The organism is Croceitalea sp. W27 (assembly GCF_055693185.1).
In genome coordinates this window covers 2,053,657-2,075,961 of record NZ_CM146327.1, presented here as the reverse complement: position 1 = coordinate 2,075,961, position 22,305 = coordinate 2,053,657, and the positions used below count along the sequence as shown (strand labels likewise).

The following is a 22,305-nucleotide window of genomic DNA, read 5'->3' as shown; positions in this document are numbered from 1 at the left end:
ATTTATTGGGTGCTTTAACTTCAATATTAGATTAAGGAATCTAAGACCCATAAAAGGTCAATTAACGAAACTACTAAAAGAGACCATGAATGGGACCCGCCTAGTTTACATAATAGCCCCGTAAAACGGCCGTTATATGTTACTAATAATACTGATTGAAGAATATTAAATTTCTATACGCTACTGATTTAGCACCACGTTATTCTTGATATTTAAATCTAATAGGAGTAAAATTGTTACGACAACGATACTAATCCAAAAAACTGGTGATATATTCGATAATTCCTGAAACCATTCCACTTTAAAAAGTGATTCATCCGAAACATAAAGTATGTTCAAAAAGAATTCATCAAGAATTAAAAAAGCATAACCTATTGCGAATGTGCCCATCACAATGGTTGTCGTCTTTTGTGATAGCAATGGCTTAATATCAGATTTTTTAACGCTATCTTCCAAAGCTTTCATTGTTTTCATCGAAAAGTCTTTTGGAACTGATGGCAGTAAATCCCTTTTTAGAGTATGCTCTGATATCACATCCATTTTTTCAACTAGGGTAGATTCTTCCTTCAAAAAGGCCATCACATCTTCTGTGAAATCTGGACTTGGACTATCTAATTGTACAGATTTGATTAACTGAATAAGAAATTCGTCTTTTCGTTTCATCCTATAATATTGAATTTGGTTCTCCATTTAGCAAAACATCAAGCTTTTTCCGTAACTTTTTTCGAGCCCTAAATAGCCTCACTTTTACATTGGTCGCCGATAAGTTCGTGATGGAGGTTATTTCTTCTATGGTGTTTTCGTCAATGTAAAACAGCGTTACTAAAAGTCCTTCCATAGGTGGTAAAGAGTCAACCGCAATTTTAATGAATTTTTGTTGCTCCCCTATTTTGAAATCTTCAATTTGTGAATTGGAATTCGCCTGAAAATTCGCTTCATCACTTACCACTATATACCTAGTGTCAATTTTGTTCTTTCTCTTATGATATAGAGCCGACCTATATGTTATAGTGTATAACCAAGTTGAAAATTTAGATTCCCGTTTAAAACCTCCTATGCTCTGATAAGCTTTTATAAAACTTTCTTGGGCTACATCCTCGGCATCGATAGTACTCCCCAAAACTTTTAAAGCTACTGCATATACCATCTCTTTATATTTTTCAACGAGATACGAAAACGCAGTCAAGTCTCCCTCTTTTACTTTATCAATGCATATCCAATCGTTTTTATAGTCCATCTTATAGTTAAGATGCAAGTTTTTCACATTGCGTTACAGTTTTTATAAGATTAGTTGAAAAAATAATTTTTATGTTTTTGTGTAACCTTACTTAGAATTCGTGCATCATATCAAAAACAACAAAATCAATTTTGATGAACGGAGACATTATAGTACCCATAACATTTATAGCTTCCATTTTTGGAATCATTTATCTCTATCTCAAGTCAAGACATCGAGAACGCACAACTATGATAGAAAAAGGTGTGTCCGCCGATTCTCTTTACAGCAAATCCAAAACGATAGCGGCAACTCTAAAAATTGGGATGTTAAGTGTTGGTATTGCAACGGGGATTTTAATTGGCCATTACATCAACCATGTCTTCAATATTCAAGATGGCTCTGTGTTTTATTTTGTGTTTATATTTCTATTTGGTGGATTGGCTCTCATCTTGAACTACAAAATCGAAAAAAACAGGACAGATGAGCATTAAACCGCTTATCATATTTGGTATGCTTCTGTCGGCATATCTAAACGCTCAAACTGTTTCATCAAAATTAACCGATAAACAAGAAATACAGGGACTGTTACAGAAATACAATGTACCCGCCTTGGGTGTGGGTATCATCGAAAATGGAAAACTTGTAGAAGTCGGGGTTTACGGTGAAATCAAAGCAGGAGTTACCGCACCCTACAATACAATTTTTGATGTTGCTTCATTAACAAAGTCTATTGTAACAATGACCACTTTGCAATTAGTGGAAAATGGGGATTGGAATTTGGATGAACCACTGCACACCTATTGGATAGACCCTGATATAACAGACAATGCTCAGCATATACTAATTACAACAAGACACGTTTTAACCCATACGACCGGGTTTAACAACTGGCGTTGGATGAATGAGTCCAACAAGCTTGAATTTCTTTTTGAGCCTGGAACAAAATTTAAATATTCAGGAGAGGGTTTTGAGTATTTAAGAAAGGCTTTAGAAGGTAAATTTAGTGTCTCGTTACAGCAGTTATCAGGCTCTTTACTCTTTCAGACGTTGGGTATGGTAGACTCCAGACATTCTTGGGATGCCGATGTCGATGAAAAAAGATTTGCAGTGGGTCATGACAAACTCGGAAATATCTATCAACTACCAAAAGACAAATTGCCCAATGGTGCTGACAATGCATTAACTACCATTGAGGACTTCGGGCTTTTTGGGGTCAATGTCATTGAAAAACTACAGGGTAGTGTCGATGTTTATCAAGAAATGGCAAAGCCACAAGTTATGGTCAAAGACGGTATAGCAATTGGATTGGGGTGGTTTATTTTCTCCAACTTATCCAATAATGAATATGCCCTTTACAATGCTGGTGGTGATGAGGGTGCTCATACCGTAATTGTTTTACTTCCAAAATCTCAAAGAGGTATTATCATCTTCACCAATGGGGACAAAGGATATTTTCTTTACAAAGAATTAATACCAAAATTACTGGATGTTGGTATTGAAATAATTAATCGAATTTAAAAGAATAGAATGAAAAACAATCAGTTAACACGACTCACTTGTATTATATTTCTTGTAATGCAATCCGCGCTAATAAATGGTCAAGTCAAAAACGATGCTTTAATCAATAACACCACCAGAGAACAGATAAATAGTCTATTTGAAGCTTGGGACAGTGTTAAAACCCCTGGAGCATCGGTCGCCATTATAAAAGATGGTAAAGTCGTTTTTAAAAAGGCATATGGACTGGCTAACCTTGAATTTGGAATAAAAAATAATTCATCAACACTTTTCAATATTGCTTCAAATTCAAAACAATTTACGGCATATGCTCTCTTACATTTGGTGGAAGAAGGTAAAATAGACTTAGATGACGACATTAGAAAGTACATTCCAGAATTACCCAATTTCGGCGAAACTATCAAAGTAAAAACGTTGGCACAGCATACTCATGGGATAAGGGGTATAACCTATCTTTTAGGAATCGCCGGTTGGGATATTGAAGATTTGATATCTAGAAAAGATGTCTTAAAACTATTGACACAACAACAAGAACTAAATTTTCCACCTGAAACAGATTTCTCTTATAATAACTCGGGCTACATGCTATTGGCAGAATTAATTGAACGTGTATCAGGGAAATCTTTTCATCAATATCTCAATGAAATTATTTTTACCCCTTTAGGGATGAAAAGCACGGTTTTGTTTGAAGATTACCAGAAAGTAATTCCTAACCTTTCGAATCCATATTTTTTTGATGGAAAAGATTATAAGAGGGGTATTAGAAATTCAAAAGACATTGTGGGTAATACTGGCATAAGAACAAATATTGAAGACTTAAGCAAGTGGGTCATAAATTTTGAGAACACAAAAATAGGCAGCAAAGAACTCTTCAATAAATTAGCTCAGACGACTGTTTTAAAAAATGGAGATACTTTGAATTACGCCTTTGGGCAGAGAGTATCAAAATATAACGGCAAAAAAGTCATTTTTCACGGTGGAGCCGATGCCGGATACAGAAGTCAAATTCTAAGATTTCCTGAAGAAAAGTTGTCCATTCTGGTTCTGACAAATGATGGATCATTGAATGCTGATGAAAAGGCGTATGCTATTGCCGACATCTATCTGGACAACAGAAAAATACTTGATGCCAAAAAGTCGATTGACGTGGTCCAAAAACCTTTAAGTGGTATAACCAAAGAAATACTAAAAAAATACGAAGGCAAGTTTGAGCTACAACCCGGTTTTATACTGGATTTCAATGAAAAAGAAGAGCAATTGTACATAACAGCAACTGGTCAGGGAACCTTTCCATTGGAAATGCTCAATGAAGAACAATTTCAAATTAGAAGAATAAGTGCCACAATTACTTTTGTAAAAAACATGAACGGTGACTATGATACGCTGACCTTTAATCACAAAGGTCAGGATTCTACTGGCAAAAGAATAAAGTTTCATATGGACAATTCAAGGCTCCAAGAATATACAGGATTTTATTACAGTCCCGAATTACGAACTTCTTATGAATTGATACTTGAAAATGGATTCTTGGTTGCTAAACACCAACGTCAAGAGCAAACAAAGTTATCCCCTTTGAATGACCATAAGTTTTCTTGTAATACCTGGTTTTTTGGAACGCTTGAATTTAAGGTAAAAGATGGTAAGGTAAAAAGTTTTACTGCAAGTTCAGATAGGGTCGAAAATTTAGTATTTAACAAAATAAACCAGCCATTTACTAACTAATGAAATTTGTTCGAATAAATATTTACAAGAAAGAAAAGACATAAACAAATAATATTCACAATACCATAACCCGGGGATTGACACCCATTAATCTATCACTTATATATAGAAATTCAAAATATGATTTCAACCTATCATGGTCGTTTTTCTTTATCTTCTTGATTCTTGAACATTCTTGAAGATTAAGTGTTCCGGAACATTTGACATTGTCTACATTAATTTATGATACATTGATGCACGTTTATCATTGATATTCTGCGTCCAAGGAAATATGATTTTTTATAATGAGTTATTCTATTAAATTAGGTGAAATATGTTTTTGAGAAATAAAATATCGCTGTATTGGAAGTGCCAAATTCTCGGTTGGGGACTGGTTGCATTATACTGGTTGTACATTACCCTTAATAGAGATGATTATCCTATTTTTTTAGCCTTCTGTAATTATGTACTGGATGTGGCGATGTGTATAGGGTTAACCCATATGTATAGAAAGGTGGCTAAAGCCTATAACTGGAAATCCTTGCCGCTCGGCAGGTTGTTGTTAAAAACAATTCCATCAGTATTGGTCCTAGCGTCTGGATTTATGCTATTTGTCAATTTTAAATGGTATTTCTTCTGGGAAATTATAGCAGGTCAAAACTTTGGATTTTATAAGACCCTATTCAAATGGGACCCAGTTTTTATTACAGGATTACGTTTGATGTCAATTTGGGTTCTGGCATATCATCTATATGATTATCACAGGAGAGAAGTTGATACATTGAAGTTGAATACTGAGCTGTCTACTATGGCCAAACAAGCCCAACTTGATAATTTGTTGGCGCAGCTTAATCCACATTTTTTATTCAATTCTTTAAATTCCATAAAATCCTTAATCGTTGAGAATCCCTCTTCAGCTAGAAGGGCGATTGACCTATTATCGGATTTACTCCGATTCTCTTTAAATCGAAAAGACAGTGAATCGATTACCATTGAAGAGGAGCTGCTTCTGGTCAATGATTATCTAGAACTTGAAAAAATAAGATATGAGAATAGATTAAGTTTTGCCTTTGATGTAAGCGAAAGTTCAAAAGTTCAAAAGGTTCCAAAATTCAGCATACAATTGTTGGTAGAAAATGCTATAAAGCATGGTATTGATAAGCTTAAGAAAGGGGGGGAAATAGGTGTTACCGTTTTAGACGATGATAATTTTGTCACTATAAATGTGGAAAATCCAGGAACGATTACCGAAAATGAGTCCAAGGGGATTGGGCTTGAAAATTTAAAAAAAAGACTGCTGATCCAATTCAATGGGCAAGCGAATTTTAGTATTCAACAAAAATCTTTAGACCTAGTAATATCAACAATTCAAATACCAAAACCTTAAAATGACCAAAAAGTATGAAGTCATAATAGTTGATGATGAACGTCTGGCAAGAGAAGAAGTCAAGAGGGCATTAGAACCATATTCAGAGTTTACGGTAATTGGTGAGGCAATTAATGCGGAGGAAGGGAAATTATTGATTAACTCCACTAAAGCTGATGTACTTTTCTTAGATATTCATATGCCTGAAAAATCAGGGCTTCGGTTGTTGGAAGAATTGACTATAGTCCCTGAAGTTGTATTTACTACGGCTTATGATCAGCATGCTGTAAAAGCATTTGAGCTAAACGCTCTTGATTATCTAGTAAAACCTCTAAGAAAAGAGCGATTTCAAAAAACCATTGAAAAAGTTAGGAAAACATTATTGGCAAAAAAAGGCAATAATGAAGATCTGTCCCCACAGCAAAAGGTATTTGTTAAAGATAGGCATAGATATCACATCATAGCAATCACCGATATATGGCTTATTGAGTCTTTGGAAAATTATGCTAGGATACATTATGGAAATAATACTGTTTTAATACATAGGTCTCTGAATCTGTTGGAAGAGAAATTACCGTCACAACAGTTCTTCAGAATTAATAGAGGTCAAATGGTAAATATTGATTATATCAAAGAGGTTCATCCTTATTTCAAAAATAAGTTGCAATTAACCCTAACAACAAATACTTCTTATGAAGTGTCAATAAGGCAATCGGTTAAGCTAAAAAAATTAATTGGACTTTAGCTTCGCTGCATGCAATTATATTATTCATCAATCAAAATCAAAAACATGATTTCAACAAAAAGAAAGAAAACAATTCAAATTTCATTACTACTATTTTTAATTCTGCTTGTAAATACAAGTTCCTATGCTACATGGTCGATTATAGCAGTCGACAGGAATACTGGAGAAATTGGTATTGCAGGGGCTTCTTGCACATTTGATGTTTCAGGTATAGCATCTTTAATTCCTGGTAAAGGTGCCATAGTCGTTCAAGCTTCTAGTAATTACTTTGCGAGGATGAAAGGAGTAGACCTTATGGAAAATGATATGCCAATTGAGGACATATTAAAAGCTATGAAGGCGAAGGAATTTAACCCTGAAAGGCAACAATACGGGGTAATCATACTGGATAATAATAGCGCTCCTTTGGTTTATTCTGGAAGTGAAATAAAAGATTGGAACGGGTCCAGGATAGATAATAATTTTGCCGTCCTTGGGAACATCTTAGTTGGAGAGGTCGTTATAAACGACGCTTTCATGGCTTTTAATGCAGCTAAGGACAAACCGTTTTCAGAGCGTTTAATGGATGCCTTAGAGGCAGGCGAAAATGCTGGTGGCGATAAAAGATGTGGTAAACAAAAAGCACGATCTGCTTTTGTTTCAATTTACAATCCCATTTCTGATGCCATTATCAATTTATCTGTCACAGGAATAGATAAAGGGGGAAAACCTGCAGTTACTTTGTTGAAAGACAAATTTGATAGGTTAAACAATAAAAAAGATTATGGCAGCCCCATGTTAGATGCAAAATCTCTTAGGTCTATAAATGGATATGAAATAAAGAAGGCTGATCTGGACAAGTTTCTTCAAAAACAAATGGATTCTTTAAAAATCCCCGGATTATCTTTTGCTTTCATTAATGATTCAAAAATAGTTTACAAAAGATATATGGGGGTAACGAATGTCGAAACAAACGATAAGGTTACCAACAAAACCATGTTTGATGCCGCTTCCATGTCCAAGACCGTTTTTAGCTTTTTTGTGTTAAAAATGATTGGGAAAGGATTAATCGATTTGGATGAGCCATTATATAAATATTTGGAAAACCCGGGCATTGCCCATGATGACCGTTATAAGAAGATAACCGCTCGGATGGTTCTGTCCCATACCTCCGGCTTTCCAAACTGGCGATTTTTGGATAGTAATGGTAACTATGACGGGAACGCAAAGCTTAGGATTGATTTTGAACCTGGCACTCAATTTCAATACTCTGGTGAGGGTTATCAATATTTATCAGAGGTTTTGGCGCATCTTTTAAATACTGATGTAAATGGCTTGCAAATTATTATTAAAAAAGAACTTTTTGATCCATTGGATATGGGAAAAAGCAGTTTTATATGGAACGATTATTTGGAAAAATATAGAGCTAAAGGCCATTTGAATAGAAAATTAAATACCGGATGGGCAAGCAATTCAAACAATCCTAATTTCAACTCTGCGGCAAGTTTGCAAACAAACATAGTTTCTTTCAGTAACTTTTTGATTGAGTTAATGGATGGAGAATTACTTTCAGAAAATGAAAAAAATCAATTGCTAAAAGTCCAATCGACTTCACCCGCAACCAAAAATGCAAATAGTAAAAAATACGGTCTGGGTATTAGAATTGAATCAACAGACTATGGAGAAAATTATTCTCACGGAGGTGATAACTTAAGCTCTACTGCACAGTACATGTTCAATATTGAAAATAAAAGTGGTTATGTTTTCTTTACGAATTCCGAACATAAAAAAACGCTTCAATACAATTTGAAGCGCTTTTTACACCGTAAATGAGCAAAGAACAAATTACCAAACACTTGTATGGTAAATGCTCTGAATATCTTGGTTTATGGGATTTTAGATCACTCCTGAAAATGGACCTCGATATCCTTTATAACAAATAAACATCTAATAGAATTTTAATCTTAAAAATAAACTTGTGAAAATTAATAATTCAATTTTAATTGTGGCAGCCTTCTTTTTATCGCTTTCCCAAGAAGTCTATTCCCAAGAAATATATGTGGACCCAACTACAAATCAAAACGGAAACAATGGAAGTTTGGAAAAACCATTTAATTCGCTTTCAAAAGCATTGTCATACGCCAATTCGCTTACAGGAATAGGGTCAATTACTATTAAACTAAATCCTGGATTATACGTTTTGAACAAAAGACAGGATATTAACCCTATTCGAAAAATGACTGATTCTACCCGGTTTGTTATTGAAGCAGTCTATATGCCCGATGATGTGGGTTGGTCACAAGAAAAAATGCCACGAATCCTGTCCGTCTCAGGGAATAATTCCGTAACCCAATTTCCGCATACCACCGGCTTTTTGGTTTCTTCGGCTTATGTAACGATAAGAGGTTTGAAATTTTTGGGAAATGCCAATCCTACTATTTCCTATTACTACCCTATTTCAAAGGAAAATCAAGAACTTGAAGATTTAATGGTATCCCAGTGCTATTTCATAGGAGATAAGGAGTCTGCACCTATTCAGGGAGGAGTTTGGGCACATGGGCCAAAGAATACCATAGAAAATTGTGTCTTTTTTCAATGCAGAAATGGCGTACTGTTCTTTAACAACGTAGAAGGTTTTACCATCAAAAATACCATTGTAACGGAATCTTACGAAAGTGCTTTTTGGTTTGGAGCAAAGGATTACAAGTTCAATTTTTCAAACAATTTAATTTTTAACAACAATCATGTTTTGGTCGGTGCTAAAGATGTGAGCTATTCCTCAGCCTTTAATAATAGTATAATTACGCAAAATGGTGGGTATACTGGATATTGGTCCAGTGCTGATCAAGCCATAATGAAGAATACAAAACCCTTCATAAAAGAAAACAGAATCATAAGCAAAGGTAAATTAGAAATCTTAAAAAATACTGAATTGATATTATCGAAAAATCATTTGCATTTGGTTAATGGTCTTAAAGGACAAGAGTTTAAAGTTGGGATTTTTAAATAACAATAGTACATAATCATTACAAATGAAAACCATATCAATATTTCTTTTATTTATTTCCTCCGCGTACTCAATTTATTCCCAAAACCTTTCTGCGAATCAGGTAAGGGAGATTACTGAAAAAATCCCTATTCTAATAAGCGATCGATATGTGTTTTTAGAAAAAGGCAGCGAAATTTCAAAACAGTTTCAAATCAATTTATCTCCAAACAAATATGTAAAATATACGAACCCGGACAGCTTGGCTCAGGTTTTGACCAAAGACATCAGGGAAATAAGTAATGACGGTCATCTTTATGTGAGTGTTAAAAAGAATCTGTCTAGCACCGAAGAACCGCTGGAATGGGAAGAAATTGAAAGAAAGGATGAGATTGAAAAAAATTTTGGGTTTACCAAGATCCAAATATTGGAAGGTAATATTGGTTATGTCAAAATCGTAGAGTTTATGCACCCAAAACGGTCCTTTCCCACTGCTGTCGCTGCAATGAAAATGGTGGAAGAAACTAAAGCATTGATTATTGATCTTAGGAATAATAGTGGGGGTTATCCCGGTATAATGGAGTATATTCTAAATCATTATTTTGAAGGTCCTCCTGAACATTTACACACCACCTATTTTGCAGATGAGAAAAGTACTGATAAAACTTACACATCCGATTTAATTCATGGCAAATTGATGATAAATAAACCTTTGTATGTTCTTATAAACTCTAAAACGGGTTCAGCAGCTGAATACTTTGCTTATACGCTTCAGGCCTTTGACAAAGCTATTATTGTTGGAGAAAATAGTGCCGGTGCTGCTCATATGAATGATTTTTTTGACCTACCGCACGATTTTAAAATTTCTATTTCTGTTGCTGCACCTATAAACGCCAAAACCAATAAGAATTGGGAGTTAACGGGAGTTATTCCAGACTATAAAACGGAGTCAAACAGAGCGTTGGAAAAAACACTTGATTTACTGAAATAGAAACTTATGAATAAATTTAAAACTTTATTGTTAGCAATCGTTTGTGCCAATTGCGTTGCACAGCATGAAGAATCTTGGATTGACAAGTCAAAAGAACAGTGGCCAGCAATTGCAATGATAAACAATGTAGAGTATAAAAATGGTGAAAGTTATATCCATTCTTCTTTTGAATATGCTGGAACGGGATTTCTCATCGACACTGGATCAGATACCTTGGCTGCAACTGCAAAACATGTACTTTGGATCGCAAAGACTAAATCAATGAATTCAGTGGATTTACAGGGAAACTTAAAAAAATGGATTATGCATCCCAAGGGGAACCCTAACGATTCAGTTATCGCCACGAAACTTATAAATACGGACTCTTCTGAAATACTCACCGGGCCTAAATCAACAATTACCGAACGTGATTGGATTGTATTTAGAACAGAATACGTTTCTCCTAACATAAAACCGTTGAAGCCAAGATTTACAGAAGTTAAAGTTGGAGAAAGTGTTTATTATTTTGGATGCCCTTATAAAGATAAAAAATGTATAACCGAAGAAGGTAAAATACTAGAAATTGAAGGTAGTAGAATTGTTTTTTCATTACCAGAGGAAGCTAATGTAGCCGGAGCGAGTGGCTCTCCAATTGTTGATAAAAATGGTTTATTAATTGGAATTGTAGGAGGTTCTGCTACAGATAAATTTACTGGAGCTAATGCTATATATGGTACCTCTACACATTATCTTAAAAAAATCCTCACCAAGGAACAGCCTCTAAACGTGCCACTCATTTCTATTGACAACGCTATAAAAAACGTAATTCTTAAAGAAGGGCTAGAGGTAGGTATACAAAAGTTTAATACTTTAAAAAAAGATAAGAATAACTATTTTATATATAACTTTTCACCAGAGAAGATTAACGCATTAGCGGATGAATTTGTTGAAAATGAAAACTATGATATAGGAATTGGACTTTATGAATTAAGTATTAAAGAACTTGCATTGACTGGAACATATACCAAAATGGCGAATGTCTATTTAAAAGTTGATAAAAAGGACAAAGCAATTGATGCTTTTAAAAATGCAATCAAATTATGGCCAGATAATGAAGAGGCAATTACAGGATTAAAAAAACTCGACAAAAGATAAGTGTTTATTAAATCTACATGATATTCGTAGAATAGATGTTTTAATTATTATAGAATTTTTAAAACAGTGGTAAGTCTGAATTACAGATAATATTTTAATACCTACAGATAAAATAATACTCGAAAAATCGCGTGAAATTAAGAAGAGGGAATATATCATGAATCATTACTTCGAAAGTCCACCAACATTACTCTCTACAGCATATTTTTCAGACTCAAAAGCAACACCCTACACCAATTACACTACGGATTAGGTATGTGGAGAATTGAAAAACCATTATATATTTTAATTTTATAAAATAAATACGTCCAGACCAAAAGTTGATTAATGATTATTTCCTTTTAATTGGCAATTGAATGATAGCTCTTTAATAGTTCAAGAAAATGATTTAAATATGTTTAAAGTGTAATAAACAGGCATACAGCAAAGGTGTGTATAGTGCCCTTCGGTATACGCAATACACTAGCCGATGATTTACATAGCGCTCGTTGTATGCCATTCCGTAAGTCCCTCAAAACGAACGTTTTTTGAGACAGTACTTTCAAATGAAATGCCAATCTTTCTTCACGTAATAATAAAATATCAAACCGTTTTTAGTATAACTTAAATGTCAAAATCCGTCTTTTTAAAGTCCTTATTTTCTAATTCCTTCAGTTTTAATTGTTGATAACCCACAATTTTCTGCTAAATCACGGATTACACTCTTATTTAGAATGGTGTCGTTTGGTATCAAACGGAACCAAATAAAATTACTGGTCCTTTAGCACTATCTAGTTTGGTGCTATTTGGTTTAATTTGTTGTATATCAGTTATTTGTGAATAACTCTTTGTAATAATCTATTTGGTTATTCGCCTATTTTCATACATTTATTCAACAATAATATTGAAGGAAAACAAAAGCGCTTTTGTTCATTTCGTAACCCTAAAAAGAAACAAAATGGACAATTTTTTAATACTCGAACGGCTAGACCGTTTGGAAAGACTGTTGATTGCCAATAAAGAGGTACTGACCTTTGAGGAAACCTGTGACTATACCGGCATATCCAGAAGTTACCTTTACAAACTTACCGCTTCGGGAAACATTCCGCACTCCAAGCCTAATGGAAAATTGATTTTTTTCGAAAGGAAGAAAATCGTTCGTTGGTTGCTACAGAACGAACGAAAATCCATACAGGAAATCGAAACGATAGCGGAGCCTGTTCGATAAGTAAAAGCAGGCGATACCATTTTGAATTTTCATGAACTTACTGTTACATCTTGGGAATTCCCTCGGTGTTCAAAACGTCACTATATGAAAACAGCACCATGCTTACGGGTGGGCACTTCCTATTATAAACTGGTGCAGGCACCCACCATCGCAGGCCATTTCAACGAAATACTGGTGCATTGGAACATAGAGACCATACGCCAAGACCATGGCAAGGATTACTTGGGTAAAGTTCCCAAGTATGATGGATTTACCTGTATCCCCAGCCACGTCGATTTCAAACAGGAGTATAAAGGGTTCTATAATACCTATTCCCCATTGCCCGCAGTCCCCAAAGAAGGGGAATGCAATACTTCATTGAGTTTCATCGAACACATTTTTGGCAAGCACAAGGAACTGGGACTGGACTACTTGCAATTACTGTACACAAAACCGGTACAGGTATTGCCAATACTGTGTTTGGTTTCTAAGGAACGTTCCACGGGCAAGAGCACCTTTCTGAAATGGCTGAAGGCCATCTTCGATAACAACATGACCTATTTGACCAACGATAGTTTCAGTAGCCAGTTCAATGCGGACTGGGCGAACAAGCTGCTCATCTGTATAGACGAAGTACTGTTCAACAAGGAAGAGCTTACCGAACGTATAAAGTATCTGAGTACCACCAATATCAACAAGTTGGAGGCGAAGGGAAAGGACAAAAGGGAAGTGGAGTTCTTTGGTAAGTTCGTTCTATGCAGCAACAATGAGGATAATTTCATCAAAATAGACGGGAACGAGACGCGCTTTTGGGTGCTGAAAATACCAGTGCTCAAAAAGGAGAAGACCGATTTCCTGAACCGACTGATATCGGAAATACCGGCTTTTCTGCATTACATGCAAAAGCGGCGGTTATCGAGCGAGCATACCACTAGAATGTGGTTTACCCCAAAACAGATACAGACATCTGCCTTGAAAAAGTTGGTACAGAATAATCGTAATAGGGTCGAAAAGGAACTTGCTACGATTCTGCTTGGGGCCATGGAACAATTCGATGCTGAGGAAATACATATTTGCCCTCTGGATGCATTACAGCTGTTGAACAGGACACGGATAAAGACCGATCTGACACAGCTCAGAAGACTGCTGAAGAGGGACTGGAAATTGGAGAACAAGGACAATTCCCTGAGCTATCAAAAACTGGTCATTTGGCAGGATGCCTCCATGCAGCTGTTGGATGCCAAGGGACGCTATTTTGTAGTGGAAAAATCTTTTTTGCTTGACAATTTCGATGAAACGATGACGGATTGAACTGTTCGCTTTATTTATCGATGCAGGGGCTGTCATCATTATATCATCATTTGTTCATCAAAAAATAAAACGATGACAAGAAAACATAGAAAAAATATAAAAATGATGAATCGATGAAGAAAACGATGCTACGGAAACCGAAGTAAAGAAGGGCTTTCCCATGTTCTGTCATCAAAACATCAATTTTTTGCTCAAAACTATTTGGCTTATGAAAAAAGAAAGAACAATTGGATTATCGTGTGAAAGAGCCCGAGCTTTTCCCATCGAAAAAGCGCTGGCAAAACTAGGGCACTTTCCGACCAAGACGAGCGAAAAAGAAGCTTGGTTCCTGAGTCCGTTCCGGCTCGAGACCCAAGCCTCTTTCAAGGTTGCCAAGAAGCTCAATAGATGGTACGACCATGGAGAAGGTATTGGTGGTAATGTAATTGACCTGGTTTGCAAAATCAACAAATCTTCGGTAAAGGAAGCTTTAAAGTTTATTGGACAAGACCAGACCTCTTTCTCTTTTCAACAGCGGCCAGTTTTAATAAATGATAACAGCAATCGCCTAAAGATTCTCCATGTACGACCGATTCGGCATTACGGTCTGTTAAGATATCTTTTTGAACGAAAAATTTCCATTGCTAGGGCATCAACCATTTGTAAGGAAGTCCACTATCTACATACAGGAAGACGATACTTCGCCATCGGTTTGAAGAACGATTCCGATGGATGGGAACTACGCAACAAATACTGTAAGAACTCCAGTTCCCCGAAGGACACCGCCCATATCAAAAACGGTAATAAAAAACTAATTGTTACCGAAGGGATGTTCGACCTATTATCGATTTTGGAGAGTACTAAAGATTTAAAATTGGAATATGATTTTCTAGTCTTAAACTCTACGGCCTTTCTACGGAAAGCGATAAAAGTCATTGATGGCTATAACGAAATCGGCCTCTATTTGGATAATGACAAAAATGGAAGGGAAACCGCCGGAGACTTGATTGCCCATTCGAATAACTGCATTGACAAATCAAGTTTATACGAGAGGTATAAGGACATGAACGAATGGCTCATATATAATGCTAAAAAGGGACTTGGTCAGGAAGCGCGAGATGTGTTTTTGTTGCCACAAAAACAAACTCGCTTTACTCCCGGCGGTCGCAAAGTAAAAAAGAAATGAAACGAACCTACATCAAGTTCCGGTGCTCCATCTATGAGAAAAAGCTGCTCAAAAAAAGAGCGGAAAGGGCGGGTATTTCCCTTTCCGAATATTGCCGTAGCTCCGCTTTCGGCAATTCCGTCATCGAACGGTTGACGGACGAACAATTGACACATTATAAAATGCTAGTGAAGTACAAGAGCAACTTTACCCGCATCGGGAATATGTTCAGGAAACACAACCCGAAACTGGCAAGCGAGGTCGAGCAATTGGCGGAGGAAATACGCACACACCTTTATAATTTCAAAAGAGTAAAGTAATGATAGGAAAGGGAACCTCCATAGCCCACACTGGGACAAGTATCGAATACGGTTGGAACCAAGAGAAAGATGCCGAGATAGTCTTTAGCCAACATCTGGCGGGAACCGATCCTCAAGAGATAACCGAAGAGTTCAAGTTGATACAGGAAGAGAATACCCGTTGCCAAAAGAACACCTTGAGCTTTATCCTCAGCCCGACACAAGAGGACGGTAAAAACCTTTCCAAGGAACAATTGGGGGAACTGACCCGAAAATTCATTAAGGAAATGCAGCTAAAAGAGCGGCAGGCCATCGCATTCGTTCATCGGGACAAGGCACATACGCATGTGCATTTGTACGTCAACCGCATCGATTTCGACGGCAGGGCATACAATGATAGCTTTATCGGGAAGCGGAGCCAACTGGCAGCCAAAAACGTGGCCAGGGAAATGGGACTGACCACGGTCAAGGAAGTACAACTGGAAAAGGAGCTGGATTCCATAAAAGTCCGCCTTGAAATAAGAAACGTTCATCAGAGGGTAATGGAGAGCCAAAGACCAAAAACCTTGGATAGTTATATCAAGGCCATGCAGAAAAGGAACGTGGAAGTAATTCCAACTATCAACAAGGCGAACAAATTGCAGGGATTTCGATTCCAATACGAAGGCCATAATTTCAAGGCAAGCGAGGTGCACCGCTCCATGTCCGGAGGAAGGATAATGGCGCAACTTTCCTACAGTAGGGGTATGGCAAAACCAATAGAGGTTGGTAAATCGGTTCAGGTATTGGGAAAGACCGTGGAAATAAGCACCAATCTTGCTACGAGCATCGCCAAGAACATCATAAAAAAAACAATCAAGAAGGCCATTGATACAGGAATCGGAATTTAAAATTGAAAACTATGGGGTATAAAAAACTGGATGAAGTAATGGAACTGCTCACCGACGAGCTGGACGGGTTTAACAAGTCCCTTGTCAGACTGGAACGGTTGACCCAAAACACGGATAACCTCAAGATTAAAGCGGATACCACCGAAATTGAAAGGTTGCTCCGTGAACATTTGAATTCCGAGAAGGCGAATAATTCAAGGCTTGATGAATCCGTTCGAGGTATTACCGAGCAGATTTCAAAAGCAAGATTGGTTCCGAAAGTACAGGTATGGCTCCACTATTCTATCTGGATAACTTCCTTGATTATTATCGGCTATTTAGCCTTCAAAGTATCTCGAATAAATGATATAAAAGAAAAGGCCTTCGCCGAGGGTGAGCAAGAAGTAATTTCAAACCTAAAAGGATATTTTGACCAAAACCCCGAGCATTACGAATCATACCGGAAATGGATAAAAGAAAAAGATAGCGTTCCAAAGCAACAGTAGTGTGCGCCCTATGGAATTTTTGCTTAACGCTTATCTACCGGAATCGCTACAAAAATTCCACAGGATCCATGCGCAAAGTTTAAGGGTAAGATTTGGGACTGGTTCAGAAAAACTAACCTATATTTCAACCAATTTTTTATTGTAATCATCCAGTATTTCACTTGGTAAGGACTTAAGATATATTTGAGTAGTGGATAAACGATTATGACCCAGCATAGCTGAGATTGCTTGCAAAGGAACATCTTGTAACATGGCTTGAGTTGCGAAGCTATGGCGAGATACATACGAGGTCAACCGTTGTTCTATGTTACATTTATTTGCAATCTCCTTCAACCCTTTATTATATCTCTTCCGAGCCCATAATACATCCTTATATTGAAGTTCAAAGATGTCCCTTTTAACTATCGGAAATATAAAATCTGATTTCCCCTTGTTCTTAAGGTAAAACGAAAGTATCTTCATTAGCTGCGAGGTTATGTTTATGTCATAAGGTTTGGATGTTTTTTTCCTCTGGAACTTAATGCGGTTATCAATGATATTTTCAACTTTTAAAAAAGCCAAGTCCATAAATGAAACGCCATAGAGCATGTAAGATGCTAAGAAGTAGTTTCTGTAATGAAACAGACTATCGGTTTCTTCCAGTTTTAAAAGCATTATAGATTTGATGCTTTTGATGTCAAGAGCTCTTTTTTCAGTAGGAGTTGTTTTAATTCTATAGTGGGTAAAAGGATAAGCATCTCTTGAAATAACATCAGATTTAATGGCCTTATTTAAAATAGCCTTTATAGTTCTCATGTATGCCGAAAGACCGTTTACAGAATTACCCCTTGAAAAATGCCAACTTTCAAACCTTTTAAGAAAGTCGTAATTAACTTCGTTGAATTTGATATCATTCCCACCGGTAAATTTTTCCATTACCTTGATTACAGCATAGTATGTGTTGGCATTTCCAAAGCGTTCAGCATGCCTTAGCTCATTTACGACACCCTTACTATACTCAAAAAATGATTCGAATGAGGCGGTTTTTACGATTTTGCTTTTGAGTTGTAGAATGGATAAAAAGTTAAGTTCATCTTTCTCGTGCAGGTCATTAATTATGTCCACAGCTCTGGTCTTTTCCTTCAAAAGCTGATTATTCAATTTACTAACTGATGAAGTGCCTTTGAACGCTCTTTTTATCTTCTCGTTTTTATTGTCCCAAAACTCCTTTTGTACAGATTGGCCTAAACTTATTGACGTTGTTTTACGAAAATGAGTCAATCGTAAAATGACCGGGTAGGAGGCATCCTTTTTCTGCCTGCGAGTATCTAAAGAAAGTTTAATATTAGTATTCATCTTAATCAAAGGTAAAAAAAATTTGCACGCAATTTGCACGCAAATAGATGTTTTTTTTTGATATCAAATGAATATGAATTCAATTAAATAATTGATTTATAATTAGTTATGTATAATTTTGATTCGGTTTGGTATACCAATCCTCTTGCTGGCAGGCAAGAGGTCACCGGTTCGACTCCGGTATTCTCCACTTAGTAAATATAAGCCTTCACAGATGTGAGGGCTTTTTTGATCAAGATATATAGAAAAGTGACTTTTCTAAGTAATTGGTGTCCAATGTAGTACAACAATCAATCACAGTAAAATGAATGATACTACAATAAATCTTATTCTAGGTCTTTGTTTAGGTTTGGCCGGATTCGCTTTTGTATATATGTTGGTTTTGGTAATTCCTATCATACAAGATTCACTTAAAAAGAAAAAGACCTCCAACCGACTATAAACCGGACTTTTAACCATTTAAGATTGTACTAAAAGGAAGTTAATCTATAACAATGAGGCATTTCTTCAGAAGTATGATACTATTTTTGTAATAAAGAATTAAAGATGTTAAAAGATAAAGTTGCCTATATCACAGGAGGTAGTAAAGGAATTGGTTTGGGCGTTGCCAAGAGTTTGCTCGAGCAAGGAATGAAAGTTGCAATAAGCGGCCGAAATTTAGAGACGGTTATAGCGGCTGCCAAGACTTTAGAACATGAAGACTATGTTCTGCCCTTAAGTTCAGATGTTACTGTTCTAGAGGATGAAAAAGCTGTGGTAAGCACTATTTTAGATAAATGGGGTAGATTAGACGTGGTCTTGGCGAATGCAGGGGTAGGTCATTTTGCTCCGGTGGACCAAATGAAAGCAGATAGTTGGAAACAAATGATAGACACCAATTTAACAGGGGTCTTTCACACCTTAAAGGCTTCCGTTGAAGCTCTAAAAGCTACAGAGGGTTACTATATGACTCTTGCAAGTTTAGCAGGCACTAATTTTTTTGCCCAGGGTGCGGGGTACAATGCAACAAAGTTCGGAGTTGTAGGTTTCACCCAGGCCGCAATGTTAGATTTAAGAAAGTATGGCATTAAGGTGAGTACAATTATGCCCGGTTCTGTATCAACTTATTTTAATGATAACGAACCTTCTGCTAAGGATGCATGGAAAATTCAACCTGAAGATATTGGAAAATTGGTAGTCGACCTATTAAACATGCATCCAAGAACCTTACCCAGTAAAATTGAAGTTAGACCAACTCGGCCCGATTTAAAATAGTCAATCTTCTTTTTCTGTAAACGGAACCTCCGGATTAAATATTTCCAGGATAAGTTCTTTTAAATGTGATTCAAAGACTGAAAGCACATCAGGATCTATTGTATGCTCTTTAGGGCCTCTTGTTGATGATTTAGTTGCGAAACGAAAAACACCGGCACTTATTTTTTTTATGGAGATGATGCCAGCTTCAAACGAGGCTTTCTTTTCTTTTCTACGATACATTAGTGAGTAACATAATAGTTGAAATGCCTTGCTAAACTTTTTATCTGTTACAATACTATCCCATTCCATAAGCTCTACTTCACTGGGGTTGACAGTGCCTGTTTTATAATCAAGTATTCTTAGTTGGCCATCTATTTCATCAATCCGATCTATTTTGCCTTTTAGAACTACCGGAAAGGCCAATTCTGGGATGTTCAATTCCAGCCTAAGATTCAGTTCAACGCCCAATAATATTATTTGATGTTTTTTCAGTTGTTCTATTTCGTATGCAATAAAATCCTCAATATATTTTATGATGACGTTATAGATAATAAGGTTTTTTCCTTTGGTCAAATCAGCCTCTGAATGACTTTTGTTAAAATGACGCTGAACAACTGATGGTACTTTTTGCTTTGCATCTAAAAGCATTTCTTGTGTCAGTCTTTGAGTAACAAAGTTTGAGTACAGATCTTCTAGAGCATCGTGTATAATAGTCCCAAAAGTATTAAGCGCTATACTTTCCTCTACTTCATTAAGAGCATCTATTTTGAGGATATTTTTTCGATAGAATTCAATCGGGTTTCTGATGTAGTTGGTCAGTGATGTAGGTGAAAACCCCTTGGTGGCAAGTACCTGTAACTCCTCTAGTAGCATTGGCGATTTATTTATAACCACTTTTCTGGGTATATTCGATTTTACATTTGAAGAGGCAATACTGTGGGTGATGAATTTGTTTATGTTTTCATCTGTTAAAAGTTGATTGATAAATCTACTTTTTTCACCACCTTCTAGAACATCGGGTTCCGTATTGTAAATAAGATATACGTTTTTGGCTCTCTGTAGAATACGATAAAAATGATAGGTATAAATGGCATCTTTTTCTTTATAGGTTGGTAAACCGAACTCTTGTTTCACATCATACGGAATAAAAGAGTTATTACTTTTGCCTGATGGTAGTATACCTTCATTGACCGAGGTTATAATAACGGTTTCAAAGTCCAAAACCCGGCTCTCCAGCATTCCCATTATCTGTAGACCTTCCATTGCATCTCCTCTAAAATCTAAGGTTTCTTTGCTTAATAATTCAAAGAACAGATTCTTAAGGGCCTTTAAGTCCATCTCAAATTTAAAGGTGTCTAAATGGGCTTCAATTTGATTTGTTATTCTATAGAACTGATAAAGCTGTTCCAAGTCATAAAAACTGTTTCTTTCACTAATTTTTTCTTTTAGCAATTCAATAGTATATTGATGAATTTTTAAAAGGTCTTGCCCGTTAGCGCAGTCGATAAAAATCTTAGAATTCAGATTTTGAAGTATGGGTATCGCAGCTAATATTTGATTTAGGCTCAAGAAGACCCAGTTGTTGTTGTGTATCTTTTCTTGTAGTTTTTTGGAGTAGTCAATGGCTCCTTCAGTAAATAGTGTTACGGTATATGGATTCGATAAAAACTTGAGAAGGTCTTGGTAAAAAAATCCATTTTTACTTTTATTGATATGTAGTTCAAAAAGTGCTTCAAAAAAGCTTGCGAGGGCTGTATTTTGTAAGGAGAGCCCCATAGTAATATTCACTTTTTTAAGTGTATTGGGGATGGAATTTAAAACGGGTTCCAGTAAACTCTCATCTGCTAGAATTAATGCAGCATTTTTTAAATCGTTCCGGTTAGTGGAATAGATCTTGCTTATTAGATTACCGGCATATTTGGCTTGTGAAACGGATTTTGGCACACCAATAATCTGAATTGATTTTTTAGAGGCATAGTTAGTAGTGATTCCAAGAAGGTCATTACTTTTAAAATAAGGCCATGTGTTTTTGTAATAACGTATAAAATGCGAAGCAGAGTGAATAGGGTCTTTTAAAAAGCAAGCATCAAGGTCAAAGTATATTTTAGCACTACCATCAACCAGAAATTTTTGAATTATTCTCGATTCTGCCTTATTAAGGGCATTAAATCCAATAAAGGCGAATGTTTTATTTGTATTTAACTTTAGATAGCTTTCAATGGCTGCTGAAGCTTGTTGGTATACCAAACCTTGATAACCTTTTTTATTCTGAAGAAGGTGTTGGGTAAACTCCGAATAAATTGCAGGTAGGCTATTCCAAAAAGCTAAATAATTACTTATTAATTCAGATTTTTTAGCGCTAAGGCCCCAGTTGTTTAGTTTTTGAATTGATGTTAGGTATTGAAATAGCGAATTATGGTCGACCAGATATCGATTTATTTCATTAAAGTCTTGAAGCAGTGTTTGCCCCCATTTGAGAAAAGAACTGAAATCATCTTTTTGTTCCAGAGTAACCTTTGAATAAGATGAATAAAGCTCAAAGAGTAATTCAGTATTGGTTGCATATTCTAAACCTGCTATTTCAGCTATAAATTCTTCTATGCTATAAATCTTAGGTGCGAATACAGGAGTATTTAAATAAGAGGATAAGTGTTTATTTAAGAATATAACTGCCCTTTTACTAGGCACGATATAGGTTAATTCTTCTAACCTATCACCATTTTTGTTTAATTGAAAAAGAACATTTTCAAGGAAGCTTTGCATTTCTTAAAAATAAAAAA

General features: G+C 36.0%; 21 protein-coding genes. 17 read left to right on the top strand and 4 right to left on the bottom strand.

The features are described from left to right. Positions 1-180: 180 nt before the first annotated feature. Together ACZ1GR_RS09395 and ACZ1GR_RS09390 are read right to left on the bottom strand one after the other, a co-directional pair. The gene (locus tag ACZ1GR_RS09395; protein ID WP_472608738.1) at positions 181-663 is read right to left on the bottom strand and encodes a hypothetical protein; all 483 of its coding nucleotides are present in this window, start codon (positions 661-663) and stop codon (positions 181-183) included. A 1-nt stretch (position 664) separates the two neighbouring features. Next, a complete protein-coding gene (locus tag ACZ1GR_RS09390; RefSeq protein ID WP_472608737.1) occupies positions 665-1,237 on the bottom strand; it encodes an RNA polymerase sigma factor in 573 nt (190 codons plus the stop codon). Positions 1,238-1,371: 134 nt separating this feature from the next. Between ACZ1GR_RS09390 and ACZ1GR_RS09385 the strand changes: the two genes are divergently transcribed. The 15 genes from ACZ1GR_RS09385 (at position 1,372) to ACZ1GR_RS09315 (ending at position 16,954) form a co-directional block, all read left to right on the top strand. Next, positions 1,372-1,710 carry a DUF6249 domain-containing protein gene (locus ACZ1GR_RS09385; protein ID WP_472608736.1) on the top strand — a complete coding sequence of 113 codons (339 nt, stop codon included), beginning with the start codon at positions 1,372-1,374 and terminating at the stop codon, positions 1,708-1,710. Next, positions 1,700-2,737, top strand: a complete 1,038-nt coding sequence (locus tag ACZ1GR_RS09380) for a serine hydrolase domain-containing protein (RefSeq protein WP_472608735.1) — start codon at positions 1,700-1,702, stop codon at positions 2,735-2,737. The genes ACZ1GR_RS09385 and ACZ1GR_RS09380 overlap by 11 nt, the downstream gene beginning before the upstream one ends. A gap of 9 nt (positions 2,738-2,746) precedes the next feature. Further along, a complete protein-coding gene (locus tag ACZ1GR_RS09375) occupies positions 2,747-4,459 on the top strand; it encodes a serine hydrolase domain-containing protein (RefSeq protein ID WP_472608734.1) in 1,713 nt (570 codons plus the stop codon). A gap of 313 nt (positions 4,460-4,772) precedes the next feature. Then, positions 4,773-5,825 (top strand): sensor histidine kinase, encoded by a 1,053-nt coding sequence (locus tag ACZ1GR_RS09370; RefSeq protein WP_472608733.1) that lies wholly within the window; start codon positions 4,773-4,775, stop codon positions 5,823-5,825. Position 5,826: 1 nt separating this feature from the next. Next, entirely contained in the window at positions 5,827-6,549 is a 723-nt protein-coding gene (locus ACZ1GR_RS09365; protein WP_472608732.1) for a LytR/AlgR family response regulator transcription factor, read from the top strand. Positions 6,550-6,594: 45 nt separating this feature from the next. Continuing rightward, positions 6,595-8,361: a serine hydrolase gene (locus tag ACZ1GR_RS09360; RefSeq protein ID WP_472608731.1), complete on the top strand. Its 1,767-nt coding sequence runs from the start codon at positions 6,595-6,597 to the stop codon at positions 8,359-8,361. 145 nt (positions 8,362-8,506) lie between these two features. Then, a complete protein-coding gene (locus ACZ1GR_RS09355) occupies positions 8,507-9,538 on the top strand; it encodes a right-handed parallel beta-helix repeat-containing protein (RefSeq protein ID WP_472608730.1) in 1,032 nt (343 codons plus the stop codon). A 22-nt stretch (positions 9,539-9,560) separates the two neighbouring features. Continuing rightward, a complete protein-coding gene (locus ACZ1GR_RS09350) occupies positions 9,561-10,505 on the top strand; it encodes a S41 family peptidase (RefSeq protein ID WP_472608729.1) in 945 nt (314 codons plus the stop codon). A gap of 6 nt (positions 10,506-10,511) precedes the next feature. Then, a complete protein-coding gene (locus ACZ1GR_RS09345; RefSeq protein WP_472608728.1) occupies positions 10,512-11,639 on the top strand; it encodes a trypsin-like peptidase domain-containing protein in 1,128 nt (375 codons plus the stop codon). 937 nt (positions 11,640-12,576) lie between these two features. Then, positions 12,577-12,846, top strand: a complete 270-nt coding sequence (locus ACZ1GR_RS09340) for a helix-turn-helix transcriptional regulator (protein ID WP_472608727.1) — start codon at positions 12,577-12,579, stop codon at positions 12,844-12,846. Positions 12,847-12,930: 84 nt separating this feature from the next. After that, positions 12,931-14,136 carry a primase-helicase family protein gene (locus ACZ1GR_RS09335; RefSeq protein WP_472608726.1) on the top strand — a complete coding sequence of 402 codons (1,206 nt, stop codon included), beginning with the start codon at positions 12,931-12,933 and terminating at the stop codon, positions 14,134-14,136. 208 nt (positions 14,137-14,344) lie between these two features. Further along, entirely contained in the window at positions 14,345-15,301 is a 957-nt protein-coding gene (locus ACZ1GR_RS09330) for a toprim domain-containing protein (protein WP_472608725.1), read from the top strand. Further along, entirely contained in the window at positions 15,298-15,600 is a 303-nt protein-coding gene (mbpA, locus tag ACZ1GR_RS09325) for a mobilization protein MbpA (protein ID WP_472608724.1), read from the top strand. Before ACZ1GR_RS09330 ends, mbpA begins: the two co-directional genes overlap by 4 nt. Next, positions 15,600-16,469: a relaxase/mobilization nuclease domain-containing protein gene (locus tag ACZ1GR_RS09320; RefSeq protein WP_472608723.1), complete on the top strand. Its 870-nt coding sequence runs from the start codon at positions 15,600-15,602 to the stop codon at positions 16,467-16,469. Before mbpA ends, ACZ1GR_RS09320 begins: the two co-directional genes overlap by 1 nt. 11 nt (positions 16,470-16,480) lie before the next feature. Next, the gene (locus ACZ1GR_RS09315; protein WP_472608722.1) at positions 16,481-16,954 is read left to right on the top strand and encodes a DUF6730 family protein; all 474 of its coding nucleotides are present in this window, start codon (positions 16,481-16,483) and stop codon (positions 16,952-16,954) included. 117 nt (positions 16,955-17,071) lie between these two features. Here ACZ1GR_RS09315 and ACZ1GR_RS09310 read toward each other — a convergent pair whose 3' ends face one another. Continuing rightward, on the bottom strand, positions 17,072-18,289 hold the full coding sequence (locus tag ACZ1GR_RS09310) for a phage integrase SAM-like domain-containing protein (protein WP_472608721.1): 1,218 nt from the start codon (positions 18,287-18,289) through the stop codon (positions 17,072-17,074). A gap of 304 nt (positions 18,290-18,593) precedes the next feature. Between ACZ1GR_RS09310 and ACZ1GR_RS09305 the strand changes: the two genes are divergently transcribed. Together ACZ1GR_RS09305 and ACZ1GR_RS09300 are read left to right on the top strand one after the other, a co-directional pair. Further along, positions 18,594-18,731 (top strand): hypothetical protein, encoded by a 138-nt coding sequence (locus ACZ1GR_RS09305; protein WP_377767080.1) that lies wholly within the window; start codon positions 18,594-18,596, stop codon positions 18,729-18,731. 104 nt (positions 18,732-18,835) lie between these two features. Then, positions 18,836-19,543, top strand: coding sequence for an SDR family oxidoreductase (locus ACZ1GR_RS09300; protein ID WP_472608720.1), 708 nt, complete (start codon positions 18,836-18,838; stop codon positions 19,541-19,543). On the opposite strand, the gene ACZ1GR_RS09295 is transcribed toward ACZ1GR_RS09300, so the two are convergent. Further along, positions 19,544-22,288 carry a PD-(D/E)XK nuclease family protein gene (locus tag ACZ1GR_RS09295; protein WP_472608719.1) on the bottom strand — a complete coding sequence of 915 codons (2,745 nt, stop codon included), beginning with the start codon at positions 22,286-22,288 and terminating at the stop codon, positions 19,544-19,546. It lies immediately after the preceding gene. Between the last annotated feature and the right edge of the window lie 17 nt (positions 22,289-22,305).

Bases quoted from the DNA above. Each gene is read 5' to 3' on its own strand.
- ACZ1GR_RS09385 (WP_472608736.1), top strand. From the start codon at position 1,372: ATGAACGGAGACATTATAGTACCCATAACATTTATAGCTTCCATTTTT.
- ACZ1GR_RS09360 (WP_472608731.1), top strand. From the start codon at position 6,595: ATGATTTCAACAAAAAGAAAGAAAACAATTCAAATTTCATTACTACTA.
- ACZ1GR_RS09305 (WP_377767080.1), top strand. From the start codon at position 18,594: ATGAATGATACTACAATAAATCTTATTCTAGGTCTTTGTTTAGGTTTG.
- ACZ1GR_RS09320 (WP_472608723.1), top strand. From the start codon at position 15,600: ATGATAGGAAAGGGAACCTCCATAGCCCACACTGGGACAAGTATCGAA.
- ACZ1GR_RS09345 (WP_472608728.1), top strand. From the start codon at position 10,512: ATGAATAAATTTAAAACTTTATTGTTAGCAATCGTTTGTGCCAATTGC.
- ACZ1GR_RS09300 (WP_472608720.1), top strand. From the start codon at position 18,836: ATGTTAAAAGATAAAGTTGCCTATATCACAGGAGGTAGTAAAGGAATT.
- mbpA (WP_472608724.1), top strand. From the start codon at position 15,298: ATGAAACGAACCTACATCAAGTTCCGGTGCTCCATCTATGAGAAAAAG.
- ACZ1GR_RS09340 (WP_472608727.1), top strand. From the start codon at position 12,577: ATGGACAATTTTTTAATACTCGAACGGCTAGACCGTTTGGAAAGACTG.
- ACZ1GR_RS09315 (WP_472608722.1), top strand. From the start codon at position 16,481: ATGGGGTATAAAAAACTGGATGAAGTAATGGAACTGCTCACCGACGAG.
- ACZ1GR_RS09365 (WP_472608732.1), top strand. From the start codon at position 5,827: ATGACCAAAAAGTATGAAGTCATAATAGTTGATGATGAACGTCTGGCA.
- ACZ1GR_RS09380 (WP_472608735.1), top strand. From the start codon at position 1,700: ATGAGCATTAAACCGCTTATCATATTTGGTATGCTTCTGTCGGCATAT.
- ACZ1GR_RS09375 (WP_472608734.1), top strand. From the start codon at position 2,747: ATGAAAAACAATCAGTTAACACGACTCACTTGTATTATATTTCTTGTA.
- ACZ1GR_RS09330 (WP_472608725.1), top strand. From the start codon at position 14,345: ATGAAAAAAGAAAGAACAATTGGATTATCGTGTGAAAGAGCCCGAGCT.
- ACZ1GR_RS09335 (WP_472608726.1), top strand. From the start codon at position 12,931: ATGAAAACAGCACCATGCTTACGGGTGGGCACTTCCTATTATAAACTG.
- ACZ1GR_RS09295 (WP_472608719.1), bottom strand. From the start codon at position 22,288: ATGCAAAGCTTCCTTGAAAATGTTCTTTTTCAATTAAACAAAAATGGT.
- ACZ1GR_RS09370 (WP_472608733.1), top strand. From the start codon at position 4,773: ATGTTTTTGAGAAATAAAATATCGCTGTATTGGAAGTGCCAAATTCTC.
- ACZ1GR_RS09350 (WP_472608729.1), top strand. From the start codon at position 9,561: ATGAAAACCATATCAATATTTCTTTTATTTATTTCCTCCGCGTACTCA.
- ACZ1GR_RS09390 (WP_472608737.1), bottom strand. From the start codon at position 1,237: ATGGACTATAAAAACGATTGGATATGCATTGATAAAGTAAAAGAGGGA.
- ACZ1GR_RS09310 (WP_472608721.1), bottom strand. From the start codon at position 18,289: ATGAATACTAATATTAAACTTTCTTTAGATACTCGCAGGCAGAAAAAG.
- ACZ1GR_RS09395 (WP_472608738.1), bottom strand. From the start codon at position 663: ATGAAACGAAAAGACGAATTTCTTATTCAGTTAATCAAATCTGTACAA.